Source organism: Kitasatospora sp. NPDC030952 (genome assembly GCF_055571335.1).
In genome coordinates this window covers 13077-33551 of the sequence record NZ_JBVIFM010000031.1, presented here as the reverse complement: position 1 = coordinate 33551, position 20475 = coordinate 13077, and the positions used below count along the sequence as shown (strand labels likewise).

22 protein-coding genes and 1 pseudogene are annotated in these 20475 nt (G+C 72.7%); 14 read left to right on the top strand and 9 right to left on the bottom strand.

Annotated features, from left to right (window positions below; genetic code table 11):
* Window positions 1-18: 18 nt before the first annotated feature.
* Window positions 19-1062, bottom strand: coding sequence for a GlxA family transcriptional regulator (locus ACZ47G_RS35470; RefSeq protein ID WP_465749909.1), 1044 nt, complete (start codon window positions 1060-1062; stop codon window positions 19-21).
* A gap of 137 nt (window positions 1063-1199) precedes the next feature.
* On the opposite strand from ACZ47G_RS35470, the gene ACZ47G_RS35465 reads away from it, so the two are divergent.
* The 3 genes from ACZ47G_RS35465 (at window position 1200) to ACZ47G_RS35455 (ending at window position 4344) form a co-directional block, all read left to right on the top strand.
* Window positions 1200-2123, top strand: coding sequence for an NADP-dependent oxidoreductase (locus tag ACZ47G_RS35465; RefSeq protein WP_465749907.1), 924 nt, complete (start codon window positions 1200-1202; stop codon window positions 2121-2123).
* A 173-nt stretch (window positions 2124-2296) separates the two neighbouring features.
* Window positions 2297-4006 carry an immunity 49 family protein gene (locus tag ACZ47G_RS35460; RefSeq protein ID WP_465749905.1) on the top strand — a complete coding sequence of 570 codons (1710 nt, stop codon included), beginning with the start codon at window positions 2297-2299 and terminating at the stop codon, window positions 4004-4006.
* 113 nt (window positions 4007-4119) lie between these two features.
* Complete coding sequence (locus ACZ47G_RS35455; RefSeq protein ID WP_465749903.1) at window positions 4120-4344, top strand: hypothetical protein; 225 nt, start codon at window positions 4120-4122, stop codon at window positions 4342-4344.
* Between the two features lie 47 nt (window positions 4345-4391).
* On the opposite strand, the gene ACZ47G_RS35450 is transcribed toward ACZ47G_RS35455, so the two are convergent.
* Both ACZ47G_RS35450 and ACZ47G_RS35445 read right to left on the bottom strand, forming a co-directional pair.
* On the bottom strand, window positions 4392-4751 hold the full coding sequence (locus ACZ47G_RS35450; protein ID WP_465749901.1) for a nuclear transport factor 2 family protein: 360 nt from the start codon (window positions 4749-4751) through the stop codon (window positions 4392-4394).
* Window positions 4752-4805: 54 nt separating this feature from the next.
* Window positions 4806-5426, bottom strand: a complete 621-nt coding sequence (locus ACZ47G_RS35445) for a TMEM175 family protein (protein ID WP_465749899.1) — start codon at window positions 5424-5426, stop codon at window positions 4806-4808.
* A gap of 135 nt (window positions 5427-5561) precedes the next feature.
* Here ACZ47G_RS35445 and ACZ47G_RS35440 point away from each other — a divergent pair, with 135 nt between their 5' ends.
* On the top strand, window positions 5562-7121 hold the full coding sequence (locus ACZ47G_RS35440) for a purple acid phosphatase family protein (protein WP_465749897.1): 1560 nt from the start codon (window positions 5562-5564) through the stop codon (window positions 7119-7121).
* 228 nt (window positions 7122-7349) lie between these two features.
* On the opposite strand, the gene ACZ47G_RS35435 is transcribed toward ACZ47G_RS35440, so the two are convergent.
* Window positions 7350-7811: a carboxymuconolactone decarboxylase family protein gene (locus tag ACZ47G_RS35435; RefSeq protein WP_465749994.1), complete on the bottom strand. Its 462-nt coding sequence runs from the start codon at window positions 7809-7811 to the stop codon at window positions 7350-7352.
* Window positions 7812-8458: 647 nt separating this feature from the next.
* On the opposite strand from ACZ47G_RS35435, the gene ACZ47G_RS35430 reads away from it, so the two are divergent.
* The 4 genes from ACZ47G_RS35430 (at window position 8459) to ACZ47G_RS35415 (ending at window position 11177) form a co-directional block, all read left to right on the top strand.
* The gene (locus ACZ47G_RS35430; RefSeq protein ID WP_465749895.1) at window positions 8459-9334 is read left to right on the top strand and encodes a universal stress protein; all 876 of its coding nucleotides are present in this window, start codon (window positions 8459-8461) and stop codon (window positions 9332-9334) included.
* 75 nt (window positions 9335-9409) lie between these two features.
* The gene (locus ACZ47G_RS35425; protein ID WP_465749893.1) at window positions 9410-9706 is read left to right on the top strand and encodes a hypothetical protein; all 297 of its coding nucleotides are present in this window, start codon (window positions 9410-9412) and stop codon (window positions 9704-9706) included.
* Window positions 9707-9788: 82 nt separating this feature from the next.
* Entirely contained in the window at window positions 9789-10073 is a 285-nt protein-coding gene (locus ACZ47G_RS35420; RefSeq protein WP_465749891.1) for an MBL fold metallo-hydrolase, read from the top strand.
* Between the two features lie 402 nt (window positions 10074-10475).
* Complete coding sequence (locus ACZ47G_RS35415; protein ID WP_465749889.1) at window positions 10476-11177, top strand: hypothetical protein; 702 nt, start codon at window positions 10476-10478, stop codon at window positions 11175-11177.
* 189 nt (window positions 11178-11366) lie between these two features.
* On the opposite strand, the gene ACZ47G_RS35410 is transcribed toward ACZ47G_RS35415, so the two are convergent.
* Window positions 11367-11597, bottom strand: a complete 231-nt coding sequence (locus tag ACZ47G_RS35410) for an antibiotic biosynthesis monooxygenase family protein (RefSeq protein ID WP_465749992.1) — start codon at window positions 11595-11597, stop codon at window positions 11367-11369.
* A 102-nt stretch (window positions 11598-11699) separates the two neighbouring features.
* Here ACZ47G_RS35410 and ACZ47G_RS35405 point away from each other — a divergent pair.
* The 3 genes and pseudogenes from ACZ47G_RS35405 to ACZ47G_RS35395 form a co-directional block, all read left to right on the top strand.
* Window positions 11700-11909: pseudogene (locus tag ACZ47G_RS35405) on the top strand (TetR/AcrR family transcriptional regulator); the annotation flags it as partial.
* An 81-nt stretch (window positions 11910-11990) separates the two neighbouring features.
* Complete coding sequence (locus ACZ47G_RS35400; RefSeq protein WP_465749887.1) at window positions 11991-13223, top strand: phosphodiester glycosidase family protein; 1233 nt, start codon at window positions 11991-11993, stop codon at window positions 13221-13223.
* 114 nt (window positions 13224-13337) lie between these two features.
* On the top strand, window positions 13338-14585 hold the full coding sequence (locus tag ACZ47G_RS35395; protein WP_465749885.1) for a hypothetical protein: 1248 nt from the start codon (window positions 13338-13340) through the stop codon (window positions 14583-14585).
* 360 nt (window positions 14586-14945) lie between these two features.
* On the opposite strand, the gene ACZ47G_RS35390 is transcribed toward ACZ47G_RS35395, so the two are convergent.
* Together ACZ47G_RS35390 and ACZ47G_RS35385 are read right to left on the bottom strand one after the other, a co-directional pair.
* A complete protein-coding gene (locus ACZ47G_RS35390; RefSeq protein ID WP_465749883.1) occupies window positions 14946-15602 on the bottom strand; it encodes a hypothetical protein in 657 nt (218 codons plus the stop codon).
* Between the two features lie 191 nt (window positions 15603-15793).
* Window positions 15794-16333, bottom strand: a complete 540-nt coding sequence (locus ACZ47G_RS35385; RefSeq protein WP_465749881.1) for an ATP-binding protein — start codon at window positions 16331-16333, stop codon at window positions 15794-15796.
* Window positions 16334-16882: 549 nt separating this feature from the next.
* Here ACZ47G_RS35385 and ACZ47G_RS35380 point away from each other — a divergent pair.
* Together ACZ47G_RS35380 and ACZ47G_RS35375 are read left to right on the top strand one after the other, a co-directional pair.
* A complete protein-coding gene (locus ACZ47G_RS35380) occupies window positions 16883-17926 on the top strand; it encodes a Tat pathway signal protein (protein ID WP_465749879.1) in 1044 nt (347 codons plus the stop codon).
* Window positions 17927-17969: 43 nt separating this feature from the next.
* Window positions 17970-18458: a TrmO family methyltransferase domain-containing protein gene (locus ACZ47G_RS35375; protein ID WP_465749877.1), complete on the top strand. Its 489-nt coding sequence runs from the start codon at window positions 17970-17972 to the stop codon at window positions 18456-18458.
* A gap of 117 nt (window positions 18459-18575) precedes the next feature.
* On the opposite strand, the gene ACZ47G_RS35370 is transcribed toward ACZ47G_RS35375, so the two are convergent.
* Window positions 18576-19253: an NUDIX domain-containing protein gene (locus ACZ47G_RS35370; RefSeq protein WP_465749875.1), complete on the bottom strand. Its 678-nt coding sequence runs from the start codon at window positions 19251-19253 to the stop codon at window positions 18576-18578.
* Complete coding sequence (locus ACZ47G_RS35365; protein ID WP_465749873.1) at window positions 19250-19633, bottom strand: DUF4406 domain-containing protein; 384 nt, start codon at window positions 19631-19633, stop codon at window positions 19250-19252. The genes ACZ47G_RS35370 and ACZ47G_RS35365 overlap by 4 nt, the downstream gene beginning before the upstream one ends.
* A gap of 49 nt (window positions 19634-19682) precedes the next feature.
* Between ACZ47G_RS35365 and ACZ47G_RS35360 the strand changes: the two genes are divergently transcribed.
* Window positions 19683-20441 carry a DeoR/GlpR family DNA-binding transcription regulator gene (locus ACZ47G_RS35360; RefSeq protein ID WP_465749871.1) on the top strand — a complete coding sequence of 253 codons (759 nt, stop codon included), beginning with the start codon at window positions 19683-19685 and terminating at the stop codon, window positions 20439-20441.
* The last annotated feature ends 34 nt before the right edge of the window (window positions 20442-20475 follow it).

The window sequence follows — 20475 nt, the reverse complement described above, 5'->3', positions numbered from 1 at the left end:
CGCCCGTCCGGCCGCCCGTCACCTGAGCGCGGGCACCCGGTCGTCGGTGCCGAAGGTGCGGCGGTAGGAGGCGGGTGAGATGCCGAAGGAGGCGCGCATGTGGGCGCGCAGGGAGTTCGCGGTGCCGAAGCCGGCCCGGTGGGCGACCAGGTCGATGGACAGGTCCGTGGTCTCCAGGAGCTGTTTGGCCAGTTCGAGCCGCTGGGCGGTGAGCCACTGGACCGGGGTCATGCCGACCTCGTCGCGGAAGCGCCGGGTGAAGGAGCGCAAGCTCATCCGGGCGTGCTCGGCGAGCCGGGTGAGGGGCAGCGGTTCGCCGAGGTGGTCGAGGGCCCAGGCCCGGGTGGCGGTGGTGTCGGCGACGGTAGGGTCCGGGACGGGACGGTCGATGTACTGGGCCTGTCCGCCGTCCCGCCACGGCGGCACGACGCACATCCGGGCGGCCCGGTTGGCGGTGGCCGCGCCGTGGTCGCGGCGGATGATGTGCAGGCAGAGGTCGACGCCCGCGGCCACTCCCGCGGAGGTGAGCACGTCGCCGTCGTCGACGAAGAGGACCTCCTCGTCGAGCTTGACCGCCGGATAGGCCCGGCGGAACTCGGGGGCGAGGTTCCAGTGGGTGGTCGCCGGCCGGCCGTCGAGCAATCCGGCCGCCGCGAGCACGTAGGAGCCGGAGCAGATGGACACCAGCCGGGTGCCGGGGCGGATGCGGGCGACGGCCGCGGTGACCTCGGGCGGCAGCGGGCCGCCGCGGGCCAGCTCCGGCATCGCGTGGGTGGGCGGGATGATCACGGTGTCCGCCGCGGCCAGGGCCTCGGGGCCGGCGGCCGGCTGCACGGTGAAGCCGGCGTCGCTGAGGACGGCGGTTCCGTCGGCCGTGCAGACGGTGACCTCGTAGAGCGGGCGGCCCTCGGCGTCCTGGGCGCTGCCGAACACCCGGGAGGGGATGCCCAGTTCGAACGGCGGGACCCCGGACAGGGCCAGCACGGCGATCCGGTGCGGACCGGGGGCCGCCGGCGCCCGGTTCGAGGTGTTCTGAGGTGCTACCGACCGAATCCTGCCCATGGCCAGATCCTGTCACATAGTGGCCGGACGGCCAACCCCGCGAGCGGCCCGGATGCCGGATCGTTGACCGCGTCGCGCCGGGGAGCCCCGGCGGCGAAGCGAACCAACCGGATCCGAAGAGAACGAGGCACACGGTCATGCGTGCAGTGGTGGTGGAGCAGTGGGGCGGTCCCGAGCGGCTGGTCGAGCGGGAGCTGGCGCGGCCCGAGCCCGGGCTGAACGAAGTCCTGGTGCGGGTGCACGCGGCCGGGGTGAACCCGGTGGACTGGAAGACCCGGGCCAGCGGGGGACTCATCGAGTGGGGCGACGTGCCCGCGGTCGGCTGGGACGTGTCGGGCACGGTGGAGGCCGTCGGCCCCGGGGTGGGCATCCACCGCCCCGGTGACGAGGTCTACGGGATGCCGCTCTTCCCGCGCCAGGCGGGCGCCTACGCCGAGTACGTGGTGGCACCGGCCCGGCACCTCGCCCCGAAGCCGGCCGGCCTGACCCACGTGGAGGCGGCGGCGCTGCCGCTGGCCGGGCTGACCGCCTGGCAGGCCCTGGTCGACGCGGCGGACGTGCGCCCCGGCGAGCGGGTGCTGGTGCACGCGGCGGCCGGCGGGGTCGGCCACCTGGCCGTCCAGATCGCCAAGGCCCGCGGCGCCCACGTCATCGGCACCGCCAGCGCGGGCAAGCACGGGCTGCTGCGCGAACTGGGCGCGGACGAGGTGATCGACTACCGCGCGGTCCGCTTCGAGGAGGCCGTGTCCGACGTGGACGTGGTGCTCGACGGCCTCGGCGGCGAGACCGCCGAGCGCTCGCTGCGGGTCCTGCGGCCCGGCGGCCGCCTGATCACCCTGCCCGGCCCGGGCGACGTCCCCGCGGCCCGCGACGGCGTACGGGCGACCTGGGTCCTCGTCGAGCCCGACCACCTGGGCCTGCGCGAGCTCACCGCCCTGGCCGACCGGGGCGCGCTGCGGCCCGTGGTCGAGACCGCCCTCCCGCTCGACCAGGCCGCCAAGGCCCACGAACTCGGCGAGCAGGGCCGCACCACCGGCAAGATCGTCCTGACCGTCGCCTGACCGACCGGAGGGTGGTGGGCCCGGTCCGGCCGATCCTGCCGGACAGGGCCCAGCCCAATCACGACCTTTCACAACAGCACTTGGAACACCGCGCCCTCCTCCGACCCCGCACGGCACGCTGTCGGACCCCACGCCTAGGCTGGCGACCAGGCAAGGGATCAAGGAGCAGAGCTGTGCGGATCGAGCGTCACCAGGTGAACCAGTCGGCGGTCTCGGCGGCCCGCGAGGGCTTCGCCGACCGGATCGGGGGGATGGTCCACTCCTACTCCCGCGCCGGCCTGATGACCGCCACCGAATGGCGGCTGATCGCCGACGAGTTCCTCGATTACCTCGGCGCGCTCTCCGCCGACTCCCCCGCCCTCGACACCCCCGAGGCCGAGGCCGTCCTCAAGGACGCCACCGAGGCCGCCGCCGGCGCCATCGCGTTCGCCGCGTACTACGCGCGCGACACCTTCCAGGTGTTCCTCGACTACCCGAACTTCGGGATGAGCTACGACCCCGAGGACGCGGACGGGAGCGTGCGCCGCAGGCTCGTCCTCCCGCAGTATTGGCTCGACGCGCTCTGCCTCGTGATCCTCTCCGACAAGCTCGCCCGGCACGGCGAGGCCCTGGCCTTCACCTGGCAGACCATGCCCGCCGGCGGCGGCTACTCCGCCGCCCAGCTCGTCAACGGCTTCATGGCCCACCTCCTCGGCGACACCCGCGACGAGAACGCCCCCCACGCCGAGACCCCCGAGCAGCGGCTCGCCGCCATCGACGCCGCGCTGGCCCTGATCGAGGACCGGGACAGCGAGGCCACCCAGGCCCTGCACACCCTGCGCGCCCTCGCCGCCGAAGACCGCGAGGCCTTCGACTCCGGGATGCTCGCCCTCCTCGACCGCGCCGACGGCACCCGCCCCCGCAGCCTCCTCCCGCTGCTACCGCTCGCCCTCGCCACGCTCGCCCACCGGGCCCACGGCTGGCTCCCCGCCGTCGACACCGACTACCTCCCGCACACCCTGGTCACCGGCTTCGCGGGCCCCGGCCCCCGCGTCGAAGGCCTCGGCCGCGCCCGGCGCCCCGACGCCGTCGCCCAGCTCGCCGCCGGGCCCGTCCGCGTCGACCGACCGAGCCCGGCCCTCCCGCTCCACCCCGACACCGAGGCGCTGTACGAGCGGCGCACCCGGGAGGCGATCAACCCCGAGCCCGACGACCGCCACGCCGTCCACTGGCTCGGCAGCGCCCTGAGCAAGCAGGCGCTCCTCATCCGGGCCCGCGCCTCGCAGTCCGCCGACGTCACCGACACCCAGCTCGCCGGCCTGCGCCTGGCCTCCCAACTGGGTGCCGCGCTCTTCCGCATCGCCCTCGCCGAGCCCGGCACCGAGGCCGAGGTGACCATCGACGGCCGCACCGTCCGCTACCCCGCCACCCGGGGCGAGGAATCCGGCCCCGGCCCGTGGCAGCTCGCCCTCGACCTCGCCCTGATCACCGGCGTCCGCGAGGACCTCGCCCCGATCGTCCTCGCGGGCCCCACCCACTCCACCGCCGACCGCTCCGCGTACGGCTCCTACCGGCGCGCCCTGCACGACTACTTCCGGGGCGTCGACCCGCTTCCGGCCACCGAACAGGCCCTGCGTGAGGTCGAGATGGCGAAGGACTGGGGCTTCCTCCCGCCACCGGTCGTCCTCTTCTCCCAGCTCGTGGAGGGCGACGAGACCAGCTTCAACCTGGCGCTGATCGACGCCCTCGAAGCCCACCGCGACCACCACTCGGTCGCCGACCGCGCCACCGACCCCGACGCCGCGATCAGCCTCGACATCCTCGCCCTCGCCTGCCACGCCCGGCGCCGCGGCTGGGCCGTCCGCGTCGAGTCCCCGTACCTCCCGGCCCGCCTGCTCGCCTAGGTCCTGTCCCTAGGGTCAGCCTCTTGGATCCTTGCCGTGACGAGCCGTCAGCTCGACGGCGAGTGTCCTGGCGGTTCCCGGTGACCAGGGGCAGGCCGGGTCGTTGACCGGGCATGACCACCACCAAGCGCATCATCGCGCTCACCGCCCTGGCCGCCGCCGCATTCTCGCTCGGCGGCGCCCCCGCCTTCGCCTCCGGGCCCGTCCGGCACGTGGAACCGCCTGTCACCGTCGTCCAGTGTGAGGAAGGCGGCGGCTGGGTCGCCAGCGACATCCGCGAGCGGCGCGAGTTCTGCGTCGGCGGGGAGTTCAACGACCGTTACGTGATCTGGATCTAGCCGTCTGTGGGCGCCCCGGGTCCCACCCCCGGGGCGTCTCAACTGCCTTACACCTCCGGCCCGTACGCGCCGAAGCCGCGGCAGACCAGGCCGTCGCGGAAGGTGAGCACCTCGGCGACGGCCCGGCCGCGCTCGTTGCGGTAGTTGATGACGAGGGTGTCGACGGAGGCCAGCACGCCCTCGACGGTGAAGTGCAGGTCGGGCAGGTGCTTCAGCCCCTTGGACCAGTAGACCTGCAGGGCCTCCTTGCCGTGCACCTCGCCGGAGGGGTCGCCGATCAACTCGACGATGCGGGGCGAGGCGAAGACGACGTCCTCGGTGTAGTGGGCGAGGATGCGCTCCAGGTCGTGGGAGTTCCAGGCGGCGGCCCAGTCCTGGGCGAAGCGGGTGGCGAAGTCGTGGTCCATGGCCAAGGACGCTACGACAACTTGCCCTCCCCCGCCCGCCGTTCCACGATCCGGTCACCGCCCCTGGACCAGCAGTGGCACCCGCACCTGGTTGAACGCGTAGTAGAGCGCCAGCAGGCCGTGCACGGCGAGGGCGGCCGGGGCGGAGAGGAACGCCAGCCCGACGGTGAGCGGGTAGACCACCAGCCCCACCTCGAACCGCCACCGGGCGGCCCGGGCCGCCGGCACGTCCACCCGCTCGTCGAAGCAGCGGCCGGTGCGGGTGGCGTAGTTCCAGAAGACGCTGAACAGCACGGCCTGGCCGACCATCACCCCGCCGTACACCGCCGCCGCGACGTTCGCCGCCGAGCCGTTGCGCAGGTTCTGCGCCACCACCGCGGTCGGGAACGGCAGCACGGAGATCAGCATCAGCAGCAGCAGGTTGAGGAACATCAGGGTGCGGTCGACCCGGGCGAGGTGGGCGAACAGGGTGTGGTGGTTCACCCAGACCACGCCGATCACCAGGAAGCTCACCACGTACGCGAAGTAGGACGGCCACTGGGCCCCGAGCGCCCTCCACAGCTCCACGGACCCGTGCGCCTGCGGGACCTTGATCTCCAGCACCAGCAGGGTGATCGCGATCGCGAACACCCCGTCGCTGAACGCCTCGATCCGGCCGGTGTCCGTCGTCTCCACCGGCAGAGCATCCCAGCCGGGCAGCACCCGCCCCGTCGCGCAACGCCGGTGCGCCCCGGCCGGCGGCACCGTCCGCGTGATTCGGTGCCGCCCGCCCTCTTGTCAAATGTTAGGAACGTTTCCTAACTTGATGTCATGTCCGAGACACCACGGCACTCCCGGCGCTCCCTCCTGCGCGTCGGCGCGGCGGGCGGAGCGGCCTTCGCCGGCGGCCTCCTGCTGCCCGGCACCGCCCGGGCCGCCGCCCCGCGCCCCACCGCCCTCGACATCCCGCCCCTCCCCTCACCCCGGCGCGACCGGACCGCCGGGTCCGCGCTGCGGCCGTTCGGCCGGCACCTCGCCTTCGGCGCCGACCCGTCCCGTCAGGTCGTCGTCTCCTGGCAGGTGCCGGACGCGGTGACCGCTCCCTTCGTCCGGATCGGCCTCCAGCCCGGCGACCTCGGCGCCCCGATCCCCGCCGAGGTCCGCACCCTGGTCAGCAAACTCGCCTGGCAGCACCCGGTCGAGGACCAGCCCCTGGTCAAGCCCACCACCGTCACCCAGTACTACCTGCACGCGCAGGTGGACCAGCTGATCCCGGACACCACCTACTACTACGTCGTCGGCCACCAGGGCCACGACCCGGCCGGCCAGGGCGGCCGGCTCGGCGACGTGGCGAGCTTCCGCACCGCACCCGCCCCCGGGCGCGGCGCCGGGTTCACCTTCACGGCCTTCGGCGACCAGGGCATCGGCTACAACGCCGCCGCCACCGCCCACCTGATCGCCGGCCTCGACCCCGCCTTCCACCTCCACATGGGCGACCTGTCGTACGCCAACAGCGGCGGCAGCGGCAAGACCGACGACGCGTACGACGCCCGCCTGTGGGACTCCTTCTTCGTGCAGAACGACCCCGTCGCCGCGCGGACCCCGTGGATGGTGGCGGTCGGCAACCACGAGATGGAGCCGTGGTACGGGGCCGACGGCTACGGCGGCGTCCGCGCCCGGTTCACGATGCCCGACAACGCCTGGAGCCAGTCGACGGGCATCTACTCCTGGCGCTACCAGAACCTCGGCCTGATCAGCCTCGACGGCAACGACGTCTGCTTCAACACCCCCGCCAACCTCGACCACACCAAGGGCCGGCAGAAGACGTGGCTGGACAGCCGGCTCGCCGCCCTGCGCGCCGACCCCGGCATCGACTTCATCGTCGTCTACCTCCACCAGTGCACGTACTCCACCTGCCACGACAACGGCGCCGAACTCGGCGCGCAGCAGGACTGGGCCCCGCTGTTCGACAAGTACCAGGTGGACCTGGTGCTCAGCGGCCACAACCACGTCTACGAGCGGACCGACCCCATCCGCGCCGGCAAGGCCACCCGCAAGGTCGCCTCCGGTGACACCGTCAACCCGGTGAAGGACGGCACCACGTACGTCGTCGCGGGCGGCGGTGGCGGCGGGCTCTACAAGTTCCCCGCCTCCGACACCTACCTCGGGCACGAGACCAGGAACGACGCCCCGGTGCCGATGGTGGTCTCCGACCGGGGCGGCCACGAGCAGACCGTCAAGGTCACCTGGTCCAGGGTCCGTTACACCGGCTACTGCCTGGTGGCGGTGGACGTGACCCCCGCCGCCGGCGGTGCGCCGGCCCGGATGGAGGTGCGGTCCGTCACCGAGGACGGCACGGCCGTGGACCGCGTCACCGTGCAACGCGGCTGAGCCGGCCACCCCGGGTGGGCGGCCGGCCGGGGGCCGGGCCGCCACCCTCGCAGCCGGACTTCGGCACCGCCGTACGCACGCACCGCCTGCTCGACGCGATCAGGACGTCCGCCGAGAGCGGACGGCGGCAGACCCTGACGGACTGACCGGACCGTACGGGAAGCCGTACCGTCCTCCGCGGACCGGCCCGCCGAGTGAGGCGCTCGACGGGCCGGTCCGCGGAGTCGCTCAGGCCCAGGGGTCGGTGAACGACCGGCCGGGGACGGGCTTGGCGATCAGCGCGATCGCCGTGAAGAAGTTGACCTGCCCGATCGCGAGCATCAGGGTGGCCAGCGCCTTCTCGTCGAAGTGCGCGGCCACCTCGGCGTACAGCTCGTCCGACACCCGCTCACCGTGCGGGCTGGGCTGCAGCACGGCCTCGACCAGGGCCAGGGCCGCCCGCTCGGGGGCGGTCAGGTACGGCGAGTCCTGCCAGGTCGCCACCGAGGTGATCCGCTCCTCCGACTCACCGGCCTTGCGCAGGAAGCCGGTGTGCAGGACGGTCAGGTAGGTGCTGCCGGCGATCTGTCCGGCCCGCAGCTGGACCAGGCTGACCAGGCCGCGCGGGATCGAACGGTTGCCGACGGCCCGGAACAACGCGGCCGACACGTCGGCGAGTTCGGGGACGAGCTGCCCCGGGTCGGTGGCCATCCGGGGGCGCAGCGGGATCTCGGCGGTGATCGAACGAGCGGTGATCGAACCAGCGGCGGTCGAACGAGCGGCGGTCGGCTGGTCGGTGGTCGGCTGGTCGACGATCGGCTGGGTGGTCATCTCGTGTTCCTCTCGGGTGATCGGTGCTTTCACTGACCCGACGGATCCCGGCCCACGAGTGTGACGGCCCGGCGGAACTTTCTACTCGCCGCGCAGTCGTAGGGCGGCGCCTTGCCTCAGGACACCGAACTCAGCACGCCGAGCCCAGCACGCCGAGCCGGCGGTGCCGAAGGCGACCACCAGGCCGGTGAGGGGGAGGTTTCGGGTCGTGGCACGGAGGGTCATCGCTTCCAACCTTCTGAAGTGGCGTGGGAGTGCGAAGGGCGCGTGCTGCTGTTGCCATGTGCACGCAAGGCCCATCCTGTCTCCCGGCAGAGCCCCCTGTCCGTACCGAGAACTGCGCATTGCCGACCTCCGCGCGAGCGGGCAGACGCGGCCCCGAGAGGTGCCGGGCCCGGCCAGCGCCGATACTGGGGGTCGCAAACCCGACGCGGCCCCGGCGGCCCGATCCAGCCCGACCCGATCCAGCCCGACCCGATCCGATCCGGCCCGATCCGGCCCCCGCCGCGGAACCTGAGGAGCGCGCCGTGACCGATCCCGCCCCGACCGACACCTCCAGCGGGCCCGTCATCGTCGGCTTCGACGGCTCGCCCGAGAGCCTGACCGCCACCGAGTGGGCCGCCCACGAGGCGCAGCGCCGCGCCGTCCCGCTCGAAGTCGTCGAGGCCTGGCCCTGGCCCAAGCGGGACGTGGTCGGCAGCGACCAGACCTACCACCGCGCCCTGGCCCACCTCGCCGACCGCGAGTCCGCGCTCGGCGCCCTGACGCCCGGGGTGGCGGTCTCCTCCAGCGCGGTCTCCGCCGACCCGGTCGAGGCCCTGGAGGCCGCCTCGCACCGCGCCGCCGTGCTGGTGCTCGGCTCCCGCGGGCTGGGCACCCTGCGCGGCTTCCTGGTCGGCTCGGTCAGCCAGGAGGTGCTGCGCCGCTCCGCCTGCCCGGTGGTGCTGGTCCGCGCCCAGCACGAGGAACCGGACGGCCCGGTCGTCGTCGGCATCGACCTGGCCCACCCCGCCGGGGACGTCCTGGCCTTCGCCTTCCGCGCCGCCGCCCTGCGCTCGGCACCACTGCGCGTCGTGCACATCTGGTCCCCGCCGGCCGGCAGCGAGTACATGTCCTACGGCGCCATCGGCGGCTTGGAGGGCGAGCTCTCCAGCGTCGAGTGGAACGGCCTCGCCGAGGCCCTCGACCCCCTGCGCACCCGCCACCCCGACGTCGAGGTCACCGCCGACCTCGTCCGCGGCAAACCCGCCGTCGAACTCGTCGACGCCGCCGCCACGGCCCGTCTCCTCGTCCTCGGCCGCCGCCTGCGCCACCTGCCGCTGCGCCACCACCACCTCGGCCCGGTCGCCCACGCCGCGATCCACCACGTCCACTGCCCGGTCGCCGTCGTCCCCTACGGCTGACCTCCCGGGTCGATCGCGTCCCGGATCCCACGAACCGACCCACCTCGACCGCGCCGACCGGCACACTCGTCCGACATGAGCGACTGGTACGAGCAGTTGGAGCTGGGCAGTGGCCTGGTGCGGGTCTCGGAGCCCCGCGTCAGCCCGTTGCTGTCGGCGAAGATGTGGTGGCTGCGCGGAACCGACCGCGACCTCGCGGTCGACGCCGGGCTCGGCGTCGTCCCCCTGCGCGACGCGCTCCCGCTGATGTTCGAGCGCGACCCGCTGGCCGTCCCCACCCACGCGCACCTCGACCACGTCGGCGGAGCCCACGAGTTCCGCGAACTGGCCGACTCCTACCTCCACCGGACGGCCGCCGCAGCGACCGGCTAGACGTTGCAACGGTGTTGGACGCGCCGCACGGCCCCGGTATCGGTGGGCTCGCGGGTCTCGGCCCGGCATGGTGCATGGATGCGTGACCGCCCGGGGGAGGGCAGGGCCGCTGCGGCCTCCCTCCCCCGGCCACCGCATCGACCTGGGCGGCCGCACCCTGACGGTCCTCCACCGCCCCGGCCATTCCCCGGGCAGCATCGCCCTGCTGGAGGAGCGCACCGGCGTCCTGTTCTCGGGCGACGTGGTGTACGACGGCGGCCCGATCGACGACCTCCCGGACTCCGACGTACCCGCCTACCGGCGCAGCATGGAACGCCTCGCGTGCGAAGACGCCCGGGCCAGCTGCCCACCACGGTGGAAATACTGATGGTGCGTCACAAGGGCGCACAGCGAAGCCAGCGGTGCAGCCGGCAGGGACGCGGGCTCTCATCGGCAGTGTGCAGCGCACCGGGCGGGCGCGGGCGTGCTCCGTGACGGCGAATACGGCTCACCACAGGCCGCCTTCGTCACCACCAGGCCGGTTCGGCGTCGGCTTCGTCGCCGACCGGGCCGTGGTCGGCGACGCGTTGGCCGGTCTCCAGAGCCTGGACTTCCTCACGGATCAGGTCGCCGATCCAGTCGGCCGTACCCGCCGACCATGTGAGGGCCTCTGCTCGATACCGTGCGGGGTACCGATCGTCACGCAGATCTCCGGGGGCTCCCCAGGGGCGGCGACCGCTCCCGGCCCCGGGGCACAATGGCATGGTCCGGCAGGGGAGGGATGGGGCTCATGGGGAAAGCGGACGGCCCGCAGGACCGGCGCCCGCGGCGCGGACCGGCGGCGGGTGAGGTGTTGCTGCGCGGCCTGATCGCCGCGCTGGGGCTGGCGATCGTGGTGTTCGGCTTCATCCGGTACCACGACGCCTACGACGAGGGCCGGGCCTACCTCGACGCGCCCGTCTGCGGAGCCCCGGCCAACGGGGCAGCACAGGCGGACTGCCTGCGGCCGGAGAGCGGCCGGGTGACGAAGAAGTGGGTCGACGCCAACAGTGACACGACCTCGCACCGCCTGACCGTTCTCCGGGAGAACGCGCCGGGCCGCACCTACACGGTCGAGGAGTCGTTCTACGACACGGTGGACGTCGGCTCGACCGTGGAACTGCGCTTCTGGCGGGGCCGGGTGGCCGAGATCATCCACCAGGGGCACCGAACCGACCCGCCGACCACCCCGTGGGCCGTGACGTTCCGCATCGGACTGCTGGTCGTGGCGGGCACGGCGCTGCTGGCCGGCGGCCTGGCCGGGGCGTTCCTAAGGGCGTGGAGGATCCAGGCGGTGATCCTGGTCCCGCTGTTCCTCCTCACCTGGGACCTCGGTGCGCGGGTACTGGTCTGGCGCTGGCCACAGGCCCTCACCATGGGCCTGCCGGCGCTGGCCTGGCTGATCGCCGCCGCCCTGGCGACGGCCGTGGCCGTGGTGGCGGCGGAGGACTGAGCGGCCGGGACCGGCTCTGGGCGCAGCTGCGGGTGGACATCGCGTTGAACAACAGGGCCCAGCTGGTTCCGTCCGGGCGATCATGTGCGGAGCCAGATGACGAGGGCTGCTGCGGTGACGGTGCCGAGGTAGACGTAGCCGCGTTTGGGCGGCCGCTGCGGCCGCCCTCCCCCGGCTACCGCTGCGGCGTCATACGTCGATCTGCTCGAAGACGTGCGGGTACGACACGATGTCGTCGGGGGACTCGGCCGCCAGGCGCTGGAACTCCGGGCTGCCGAACGCCCTGGCGAGCGCCTCGGTCGACTCCCAGACCGCGACGTTCATCAGCAGGCGGCTGTCCGCCGTTCCCCGGTGCATCTGCAGGGAGACGAATCCCGGCTGAGCCTTCATGAACTCCGCCTGCCTCCGGAAGAGGGTCAGGAACGCCTCAGCCCGCTCCTTCGGGACGACGAAGGTGTTGGCCAGGACGATCGGCCCGGTCTTCTCCTTGAACTGCGCGAAGATCGGCGCATGCGGGTCCAGGCTCTGCAGTTGATCCCGCTGGCCCGCCGGGTGGGCCCCGAGCCGGAGCAGGCACCGGCGCGGGCGGCACTGTGCGCCTCGACCGTGCTGGGGCTCGCGCTGACGCGGTACGTGCTGCGGTTCCCGGCGAGCGTGGCACTCGACCGCGAGGAGATCGTGGACTGGCTCGGACCCACGATCCAGCGCTATCTCACCGCACCCACGCCCTGACGGCACCCGCCCTGACGGCACCCGCCCGGGCGCCACGCCGAGCGCGCCGGTGCGGCGGTACGGGCCACGGCGACCGCGACCATGGCGGGCGTGAGACGACTCGTACGATGTGCTGCTGTCCTGGTTCTGGCCTCCGCCCCGGTCGGCCTGGCCACCCCACCGGCCGACGCCGAGGCCGGCGCCGAGGCCGGCGCCGCCGGAAGCTGGGCGCCCCTCGCCCCCGGGGTCGTGTACCGGGAGCTGACGGTCCGTACCCCGCACGGCGACGGCCGGGTGTACGCCGTCCGCGCAGACCTCCGCCGGCCGGGCGTGCGGGCGGATCTGCTCTTCCCCGGCGCGGTGGCCGACCGGGCGCCGCTGACCCGACTGGCCGGGGCGCGTGGAGCGGTGGCGGCGGTGAACGGGGACTTCTTCGACATCACCGAGGAGCAGCACCCGGGCGTCGAGGCCACCGGGGCGCCCTCGGGCCCGGTCGTGCACAGGGGCCGGGCGTTGAAGGCCGCGGTCCCGGAGGCCCAGCGGTTCGGCTGGTCGCCGCCCGGGGAGAGCGACCGGGACGTGCTCGGGGTCGGCGTGGACGGGGTGGCCCGCACCGGCCGTCTGGACCTTCGGGGGCGGCTGCGGACCCCGGACGGCACCCGGCCGCTCGGCGGGCTGAACCAGTACGCGCTCCCGGTCGGTTCGATCGGCGCGTTCACCACCGACTGGGGCGAGGTCTCCCGCGCCCGGGCCGCCTGCGGGACGGACGAGTCGCGGAAGGCCCCGTGCACCGAGGACACCTGGGAGGTGACGGTCCGCGGCAACCGCGTGGTCGCGGCCTCCCCGACGCCGGGCAGCGGACCGATCCCAGCCGGCAGCACCGTCCTGCTCGGCCGTGAGGCCGGCGCCCACGTACTGGCCCGCCTGCCGATCGGCGCGCCGGTCGCGGTGGACCACCGCCTCGCATCGAACCGGCCGGTGCCCTTCGCCTTCGCCCTCGGCGCCTATCCCCTGCTACGCGGCGGACGCCCGCTGCCGGGGCTCGACAACCGTGACGCCGAACCCCGCAGCGCGGTCGGCCTGGCCGACGGCGGCCGGGTGCTGACCCTGCTCTCCACGGACGGCCGCGAGGGCACCTCCACCGGCCTGACCCTCACCGAACTCGCCCGAGCGGTAAGGGATCTCGACTGCCCGGACGGCGTCTACCTGGACGGCGGCGCCTCCGCGACCCTGGTCACCCGCGACCCTGCCACCGGAGCCCTCACCGTACGCAACCACCTCGACCACGGCCAGGAACGGCGGATCCCCAACGGCATCGGCATCTTCGCCGGGTAGGGCGCGGGCGGTGCCCGAGCGGGCGCCGCCGGGCGAGCAAGGCCGGATGCGCTCTCCTCCTCCGGGTGAACTCCCTTATATAAAGGGGGCGAAGGGGACCGAGGAGGTTGCAGCATGCAGGCGAGGAAGCAGCAGGAGAAGGCCGGGCATACCCAGCACGACGCGAGCCCGACCCGACAGGCCGGCGCCCGGGTGAGACCGGCGGCCGGAGCCGGACCCCGGCAGTCCCCGGAGTCCGTGGCGGACCTTCAGCGCACCGTCGGCAACGCGGCGGCAGGCCGGGTGCTCCAGCGCGCAGCGGGTGACCGGGCCGGGAGCCGGCCGGTGGTGCAGCGGATTCTGGACGAGAACAACGTGGAATCCGCCTGCGAGGCTGGCACCTTCGACGGGCGGACCGTCACCCTGGGCAGGCGGGCGGGCGACCTCCAGAAGATCGTCTGGCGGGACCACCTGGACGCCATCTCGGCGGTGTGCAAGAAGCACAAGTACACCATCGCCATCCGGGAGACCGGGGAGTACTCGATCCGGCGGATCGCGGAGGGCGCCAAGGCCAAGCCGCACACCATCCTGGAGAAGTCGATCAAGCCCGGATCCGTCGAGAAGAAGTACGGCACCGGGCCCGGACAGGCCCAGGGCGACCCAGCCACCATCCTGGCCTGGCTGGACGCCAACGAGCTGAGCGGCTTCGTCGGCCACTGGGGCGCTGCGGGCCTGCTCGGCGTGCGGATCGACAACCCGCCCCCGGCGCTCGCCGCCGGGATCGTGCACAACGGCGCCAACAACGAGCCGTACGTGCCGATCGACATGCAACAGCCGGGCGGCGGACCGGAGATGGTCGCCCTGAAGACCGATCCGAACTGGAAGCAGTACCTCTACACCGGCGACTACGACCTCCACGAGGTCTACTCCGCCCAGGGCGGCACGGGCGGCGGCCAGATCCCGGAAGCGACCATGGAGAAGGCCAAGCTGCTGAACCGCCTCAACGCGGGGATCGCCCGGAACGACCAGCAGGAGCCGGTGCCGCGTCACGGCACGGTGGCCCTGGAGCACGGCCGGCTGCACACCCAACCGGGCTCCGACTACGCCATGTTCCAGCACGGCGACCAGGCCACCTACCGGATGAACCAGTACCTGGAGTCGACGGTGGCCTGGTTCGCGCAGCAACTGGTGCGGGCGGTGGCCACGGAGGCCGACGAGCCGCTGGCCTGGTGCCGGATGGGCAAGTGGTACGTGACCAGGACCCGCGAGGAGCACAAGGTCCTACGCAAGCGCTGGAAGCTGGCGGTGCCCCACACCTGGGACGACGAGAACGTGGAGCGCACCGCCGAGGGCGGCTACCGCACGGCCCGCTACACCGCCTGACCCCACCCCCGCCGCCAACACCGTGAGGCCCCCTGCCCACACCACCGCCAGGGGGCCTCCACCGACGCCGGTTCAATGCCCGACTGTGACAACGAGCACTAACTCGCTGGCCCCAGCCACATTCACGAAGTCCCCGTCAGCTGACGGGGACGCCCTCCGTCGATGTTCCTTCCACACCAACGGAAACTGGACCCGGGATCATGTTCTTGATGCCGGTGCCATGCTTCCGAGGCCTCCCCTTCGGACGCCGCAAGGGCGCCTCCGCACCCAAGCGCGAAAGCTCCTCCGCGCTCCAGCCCGCGGCCTCCGCAGCCGCATACGCTCTGCCGTACGGCGCCTCCGTCTCGGCCAGCTGATCCTTCAGTCCTGGTGTCCGTGCCACAACGGGCGCTGCGGGAACAGCCTCGGGTTCGGGCCGGCGTCGTAGCAGGCGGCCATCCCCCGGGCGCCGAGGATGACCGTGGACGGCGTCGGCCATTCGACGCGGTCCCACTCCTCGTGCAGCTCGGCGCCGCGCCGGCGGAGGAACCACTGGTCGGCCTCGTCCAACGCGGTGTCATCCAGGCCGTCCAGCAATCCGTTGAACGGATCGTGGTCCTCCAGCCACAACGCCGAGTTGGGGCGGATCCGGTGCACGGCTGCGGTCGCCCGCGCGCTCGCGGCCGGGTCGCGAACCGGCTGCCCGGGGTGACGCCAGAAGGTGACCGCTTGTCCGTGGGCGATCCGGACGCGGTCGTAGTCCGGGACGACCACGGCCACCCGGTGCTCGTCGAGCACCCGGACACCGCGCAGCAGCGCCCCCGCCTCGTCCGCATCCGCGTGTACGAGGGCGAGTGCGTTGGAGGCGGGCAACCACCAGGCATGCTGCGGGTGTTCGCTGATCAGCTCGGCCCGTGCGGCGTTGTCGCCGGTGTCCGTGCAGGCCTGGGTCAGGGCCGCGTAGGCGGCCGCGACCTGATGCCTGCGGGCTTCGCTGGTGATCCTGGTCAGCGTTCTGGTGCGCGGTCCGACGCTCACGGCGCAGTCCTCTGGTTCGAAGTCGATGGGCGGATGGGGGCCGTAGTGGCGCGGACCCAGCCGGGGCTCCGGATCGGCCGGACCCGCGCTGCTCCTCCGCTGCCCGCCGCTCCGGGCGGGCGTTCCGGAGTCCGGTGGCTTCGGCGCGCGCGAAGGGCTGCTGGAGCCACCGGAGGTCTACGAGGTGCTGCTCACGCCGGTATCCGGTCGAGCTCCGGCTGACCGGGCAACGCACCGCCAGCCGACCTGGGCCGTACGACCCGTACGGCGGTTCCGGTGCACAGCACCATGACCTTCAGCTCCGCATGTCCGTCGACGACCGATGCCGGGCCGGGCCGCATCGCCTCGGGCAGGTCGAGCTCGGCCCACACCGCCTTGCCGGCCGTACCCTCATCGACGCCGAACCGGTCAACCACCCCGGCCACCAGAAGCAGACCCCTGCCACTGGTGGCGTCCTCCCCCACCCTCCGGGATTCGGGTCTGCCGAGCCCCGGGTCGGTGACGGAGATCCGCAGCACGCCGGTCGGGGTGAGCAACAGGGCAGCGGCCCGCTCCACGTCCGGCCGGCCTCCGCCGCAACCGTGCACGACGGCGTTGGCAGCGATCTCGGACATCACCAACTGGATGTCCTCCACCAGCGGATCGCTCAAGCGCAGGCCGAGCTCGGGCAACCGCGCCTTCACCCAGCGGCGGACGGCGCCGATCTGCGCCAGCTCGGCGGGGAACCTCATCGTGGTGTTGCGTGATCTCGGCTCCATGCGGGCGCCTCACTCACTTGGGTCGGATGCCGAGACATGCTGTGCGGCTGCCCTGAGGGGCGGCCGGGGCACGTCGTGCGGCCTGAAACTGCCTTGCAGAAACAGGAAACCGCTCAAGGTCGCTAGGAGTAAGGTGTTGGCGACCCTCCGTTGTTTAACGTGTTTAGCGACACCGCCAGGGGGAGCCCCATGGGGCGTACTCGTCAGCCCAACGAGCGCTTGGGCCTGCTCATCCGTGAATCCGGCCGACCCAACGAGGCTCTCGCTCGGGCCTTGTGCGCTGTCGCTGCCAGCCACGACGATCCGGCACGGCCGAGTCGATCGTCCGTCACCCAGTGGGTCCGCTACGGCTGGAGCCCTTCCGGAAACCTCCCGCAGTACCTTGCGGAAGTCCTCACCAGATGGCTGGACCGGGACATCACCCTGGCCGCGATGGGCCTAGGTGACGATGAACCGGATCTTCGAGACTGGGACTTGGATACGCTGAAGGCCCTGGCGGCTCTTGGACGGATCGACGTTGACGTGGAACGCAGACAACTCCTCCGCACCCTCACCTACTCGCTCGGGGCGCTGAGCATCCCGCCCAGCAGTTGGTGGGAGCACATGGCCCGCACCGGCAGCCGCGACCTCACCCAGCACCGCGCCGGTCGGGCCGATGTGGAAGCCGTCCGGGAGATGACCGGGTTGTTCTCCCAGCTCGACCAGCGCCGCGGCGGCGGGCACGGCCGCACCGCGGTCGCCCAGTACCTCCTCACGGACGTCGGCGACTTCCTCTGGGGCACCTTCGCCTCCGACCAGGTACGACGCGACATGTTCTCCGCCGCGTCCGAACTCGCCTACCTGGCCGGGTGGACGGCATTCGACAACGGCGAACACCCCACCGCCCAGCACTACTACACCGTCGCCGTGAAGCTGGCGGCCGAGGCCGATGACCCCGCGATGGCCGCCCACGTCCTGCGTGCCATGGCCCACCAGGCGGTCGACCTCGGAAAGCCGGGCCACGCCGTCAGGGTCGCCGAGGCCTCCATGGCCGGCGCCCGGTACGCGCTCGCGAGCCCACGCGAGCGCTCCCTCCTCGGCGTCGTCCACGCCCGCGCTCTCGCCGCCGCCGCACGCGCCCCCGAAGCGAACGCCGCGCTGCTCCGAGCCGAACGCGACCTGTCCGCAGCGTCCCCCGGCGACGACGAACCGGCCCGAGTCTTCTTCTTCGGCGAAGCCTCCTTGGCGCATGAAACGGCGTCGACTCTACGAGACCTGGGCGACCTGGACGGCGCGGCCCGGGAGTTCGAGCGCAGCGTCGCGACGCGGAAGGCCACCGCCTTCACGCGGACTCACGCCGTCACCCTCGGCTACCTCGGGCTCGTGAAGGCCGAGCAGCATTCCGTCGAGGAGGCCTGCACGATCTGGTTGCGGTCGCTCGACGCGATGCAGACGGTCCGTTCCGCCCGCACCCGCGATGTCGCTCTGCAGATTCGCGGCGCGCTGTCCGCCTACCGCGGCCGCAAGGTCCCGGTCGTCAACGCCGTCGATCGGCGTGCCGCCGAGTACCTGGCGGCCACCGCCTGACCCGCCGGCCCGGCGCGGTCTGTTCCACAGGAGGGGAAACGCAGTGACCGAAGTCTTCAGCGTGGAAGCGCTCGGCTACGTGGTGGGGGGCCGCACGGAGCCCACCGACGACTACTGGGGAGGCACCCGGGCCGTCATCCGGCTCGACGGCGACCGGTTCCCGCCGGACGCCACCAAGGGGCTGGAAGCGTTCTCCCACCTCGATGTGATCTTCAGGTTCCACCTGACCGACCCGACCGACCTGAACTTCGGCGCCCGCCGCCCGCGCGACAACCCGCAGTGGCCCGAAGTCGGTGTCTTCGGTCACCGGAACATGCGGCGCGTCAACTGGCTCGGCTCCTCCCGCTGCCGACTCCTCAAGGTCGACGGCCTGGACCTGCACGTCGAGGACCTGGACGCCGTCGACGGCACCCCGATCCTCGAAGTGAAGCCCTGGTTCGAGGAGTTCGGCCCCCGCGGCGATACCCACCAGCCGGCTTGGACCACCGAGATGCTCCACGACTACTTCGCCCCGGCCCCCACAACGCCCTGACCGGAGCCGAGGAGCTCGTCCCCTCGCGTCAACGGTGTTGGCGCGAGGTGGACGGCCGACACCTCGACCTTCACCGTGTCCGAAGCGAGCGGGGCTGGGCCGGGGTCGGGCTTGGTGTCAGTGGCCGCCTGTCGCGTGGGCGAAGGGTCCGTCCAGGGCTGCCCATTGCAGGAGCAGGATGGTCTTGCCGTCGGTGATGCGTCCGTCGCGGGTCATCGCGAGGGCCTCGGCGAAGGGCAGTTCGAGGACCTCGATGTCTTCACCGTCCTCCTCGAGTCCGCCGCCGGTCCCGGTCCGGTCGGCCGGGGTGTAGGAGGCGGCGAAGAAGTGGAGCCGCTCGGTGACGGAGCCGGGGCTCATGTAGGCGTCGAGGACATGGGTGAGCGGGCCGAGGGTGACGCCGAGTTCCTCGGCGCTCTCGCGCCGGATGGCGGTCGGCGGGTCGTCCGCGTCGAGCAGACCGGCGGCCGCTTCGACCAGCATGCCGTCGGGGTGGTCGTTGACGTAGGCCGGGTAGCGGAACTGGCGGGTGAGCAGGACGCAGCCACGTTCGGTGTCGTAGGGCAGGACGACGGCGCCGTTGCCGCGGTCGTAGGTCTCGCGCTGCTGGGTTTCCCAGCGTCCGTCGCGGCGGCGGTAGTCGAAGGTGGTGCGGCGCAGGACGTGCCAGCCCTGGGAGGTGAGTTCGACGTCGCGGATCACGACGTCGGGGTTGCGGTCCAGGCCTCGTCCGGCCTGGTCGAGGGCGGTACGGCCGCGGTGGTCGGGCGTGTCGACGCCGGGGCGGCTTGTCACTCGCTCTCCTGCGGGGTGCGGCGGGGGATCTCGGCCACGTCGTGGTAGACGGGCAGACCGCGGCGGCGGGCGGTGGCGACGTCCTGGTCGGCTCCGGTGGATTCGCCGGGCAGGCGCAGCACGGCGTCGCAGTGGGCGAGGAGACGGTCGGCGGTCGGATAGAGCACCTGATCGGCGAGGGGGTCGGTCGGGGCCGCGCCGGCCGAACGCAGGACGGGCAGGGCGATCCATTCCCCGATCACGGGGAGGTGGCCGGCGGCGAAGACGGGCCAGGCGGCTGCTTCGAGGCGGGCGAGATTGGCGGCCATGGCCTGCGGATCGCCGTCGGTGCCGGAGCGGTAGGGCCCGGCGATCAGGATGAGCATGGGCTTGTCGGTCATGGGGCGCTACGATACATGCAGAAACGTGCAAGAACAGGAGAGAATGCGGATGCTGGCTGCTGAACGCCGTGACCACCTGCTGGGCCTGCTCGCCCGTGAGGGCAAGGTCGTCGCCAAGGACGTCGCCGCCGAACTGGGGATCTCCGAGGACAGCGTGCGACGCGATCTGCGCGATCTCGCGGCCGAGGGACTGTGCCAGCGGGTCTACGGCGGGGCGCTGCCGGCCTCCCCGGCGGTGGCGGACTACGCCGCCCGGCAGGCTGTGGCCCCGGACGGCAAGCAGAAGGTCGCCGCGGTGGCCGCCGGGCTGGTGCGGCCGGGCGGCACGCTGATCCTCGACGGCGGCACCACTGCCCTGGCTGTCGCCCACGCGCTCCCGCAGGATCTGGCCTGCACCGTGATCACCCACAGTCCGACGATCGCCGCCGCCCTGCTCGACCACCCTCAGGTCGAGCTCTTCCTGCTCGGCGGCCGCATCTTCAAGCACTCCGCGGTCGCCTGCGGCGCCGCCGCAGTCGAGGCCGCGCAGAACGTCTCCGCCGACCTGTGCCTCATCGGAGTCACCGGCGTACACCCCGATGCGGGCCTGACCACCGGCGACGCGGAGGAGGCCGCGATGAAGCGCGCCCTGGCCGCACGGGCCGCGGAAACCTACATCCTCGCCTCGTCCGAGAAGATCGGCACCGCTTCGCGGTTCCGCGTCATGCCCTGGAAGAAGATCAGCGGACTGATCACCGACGCCAACCCCGACGAGGCCATCGTCAAGCAACTCAGAGCGCTCGGCGTGGAGGTCCTGGCAGCCACCTGACAGGACCTCCGAATACGGAATCGCCGCCCGGCCG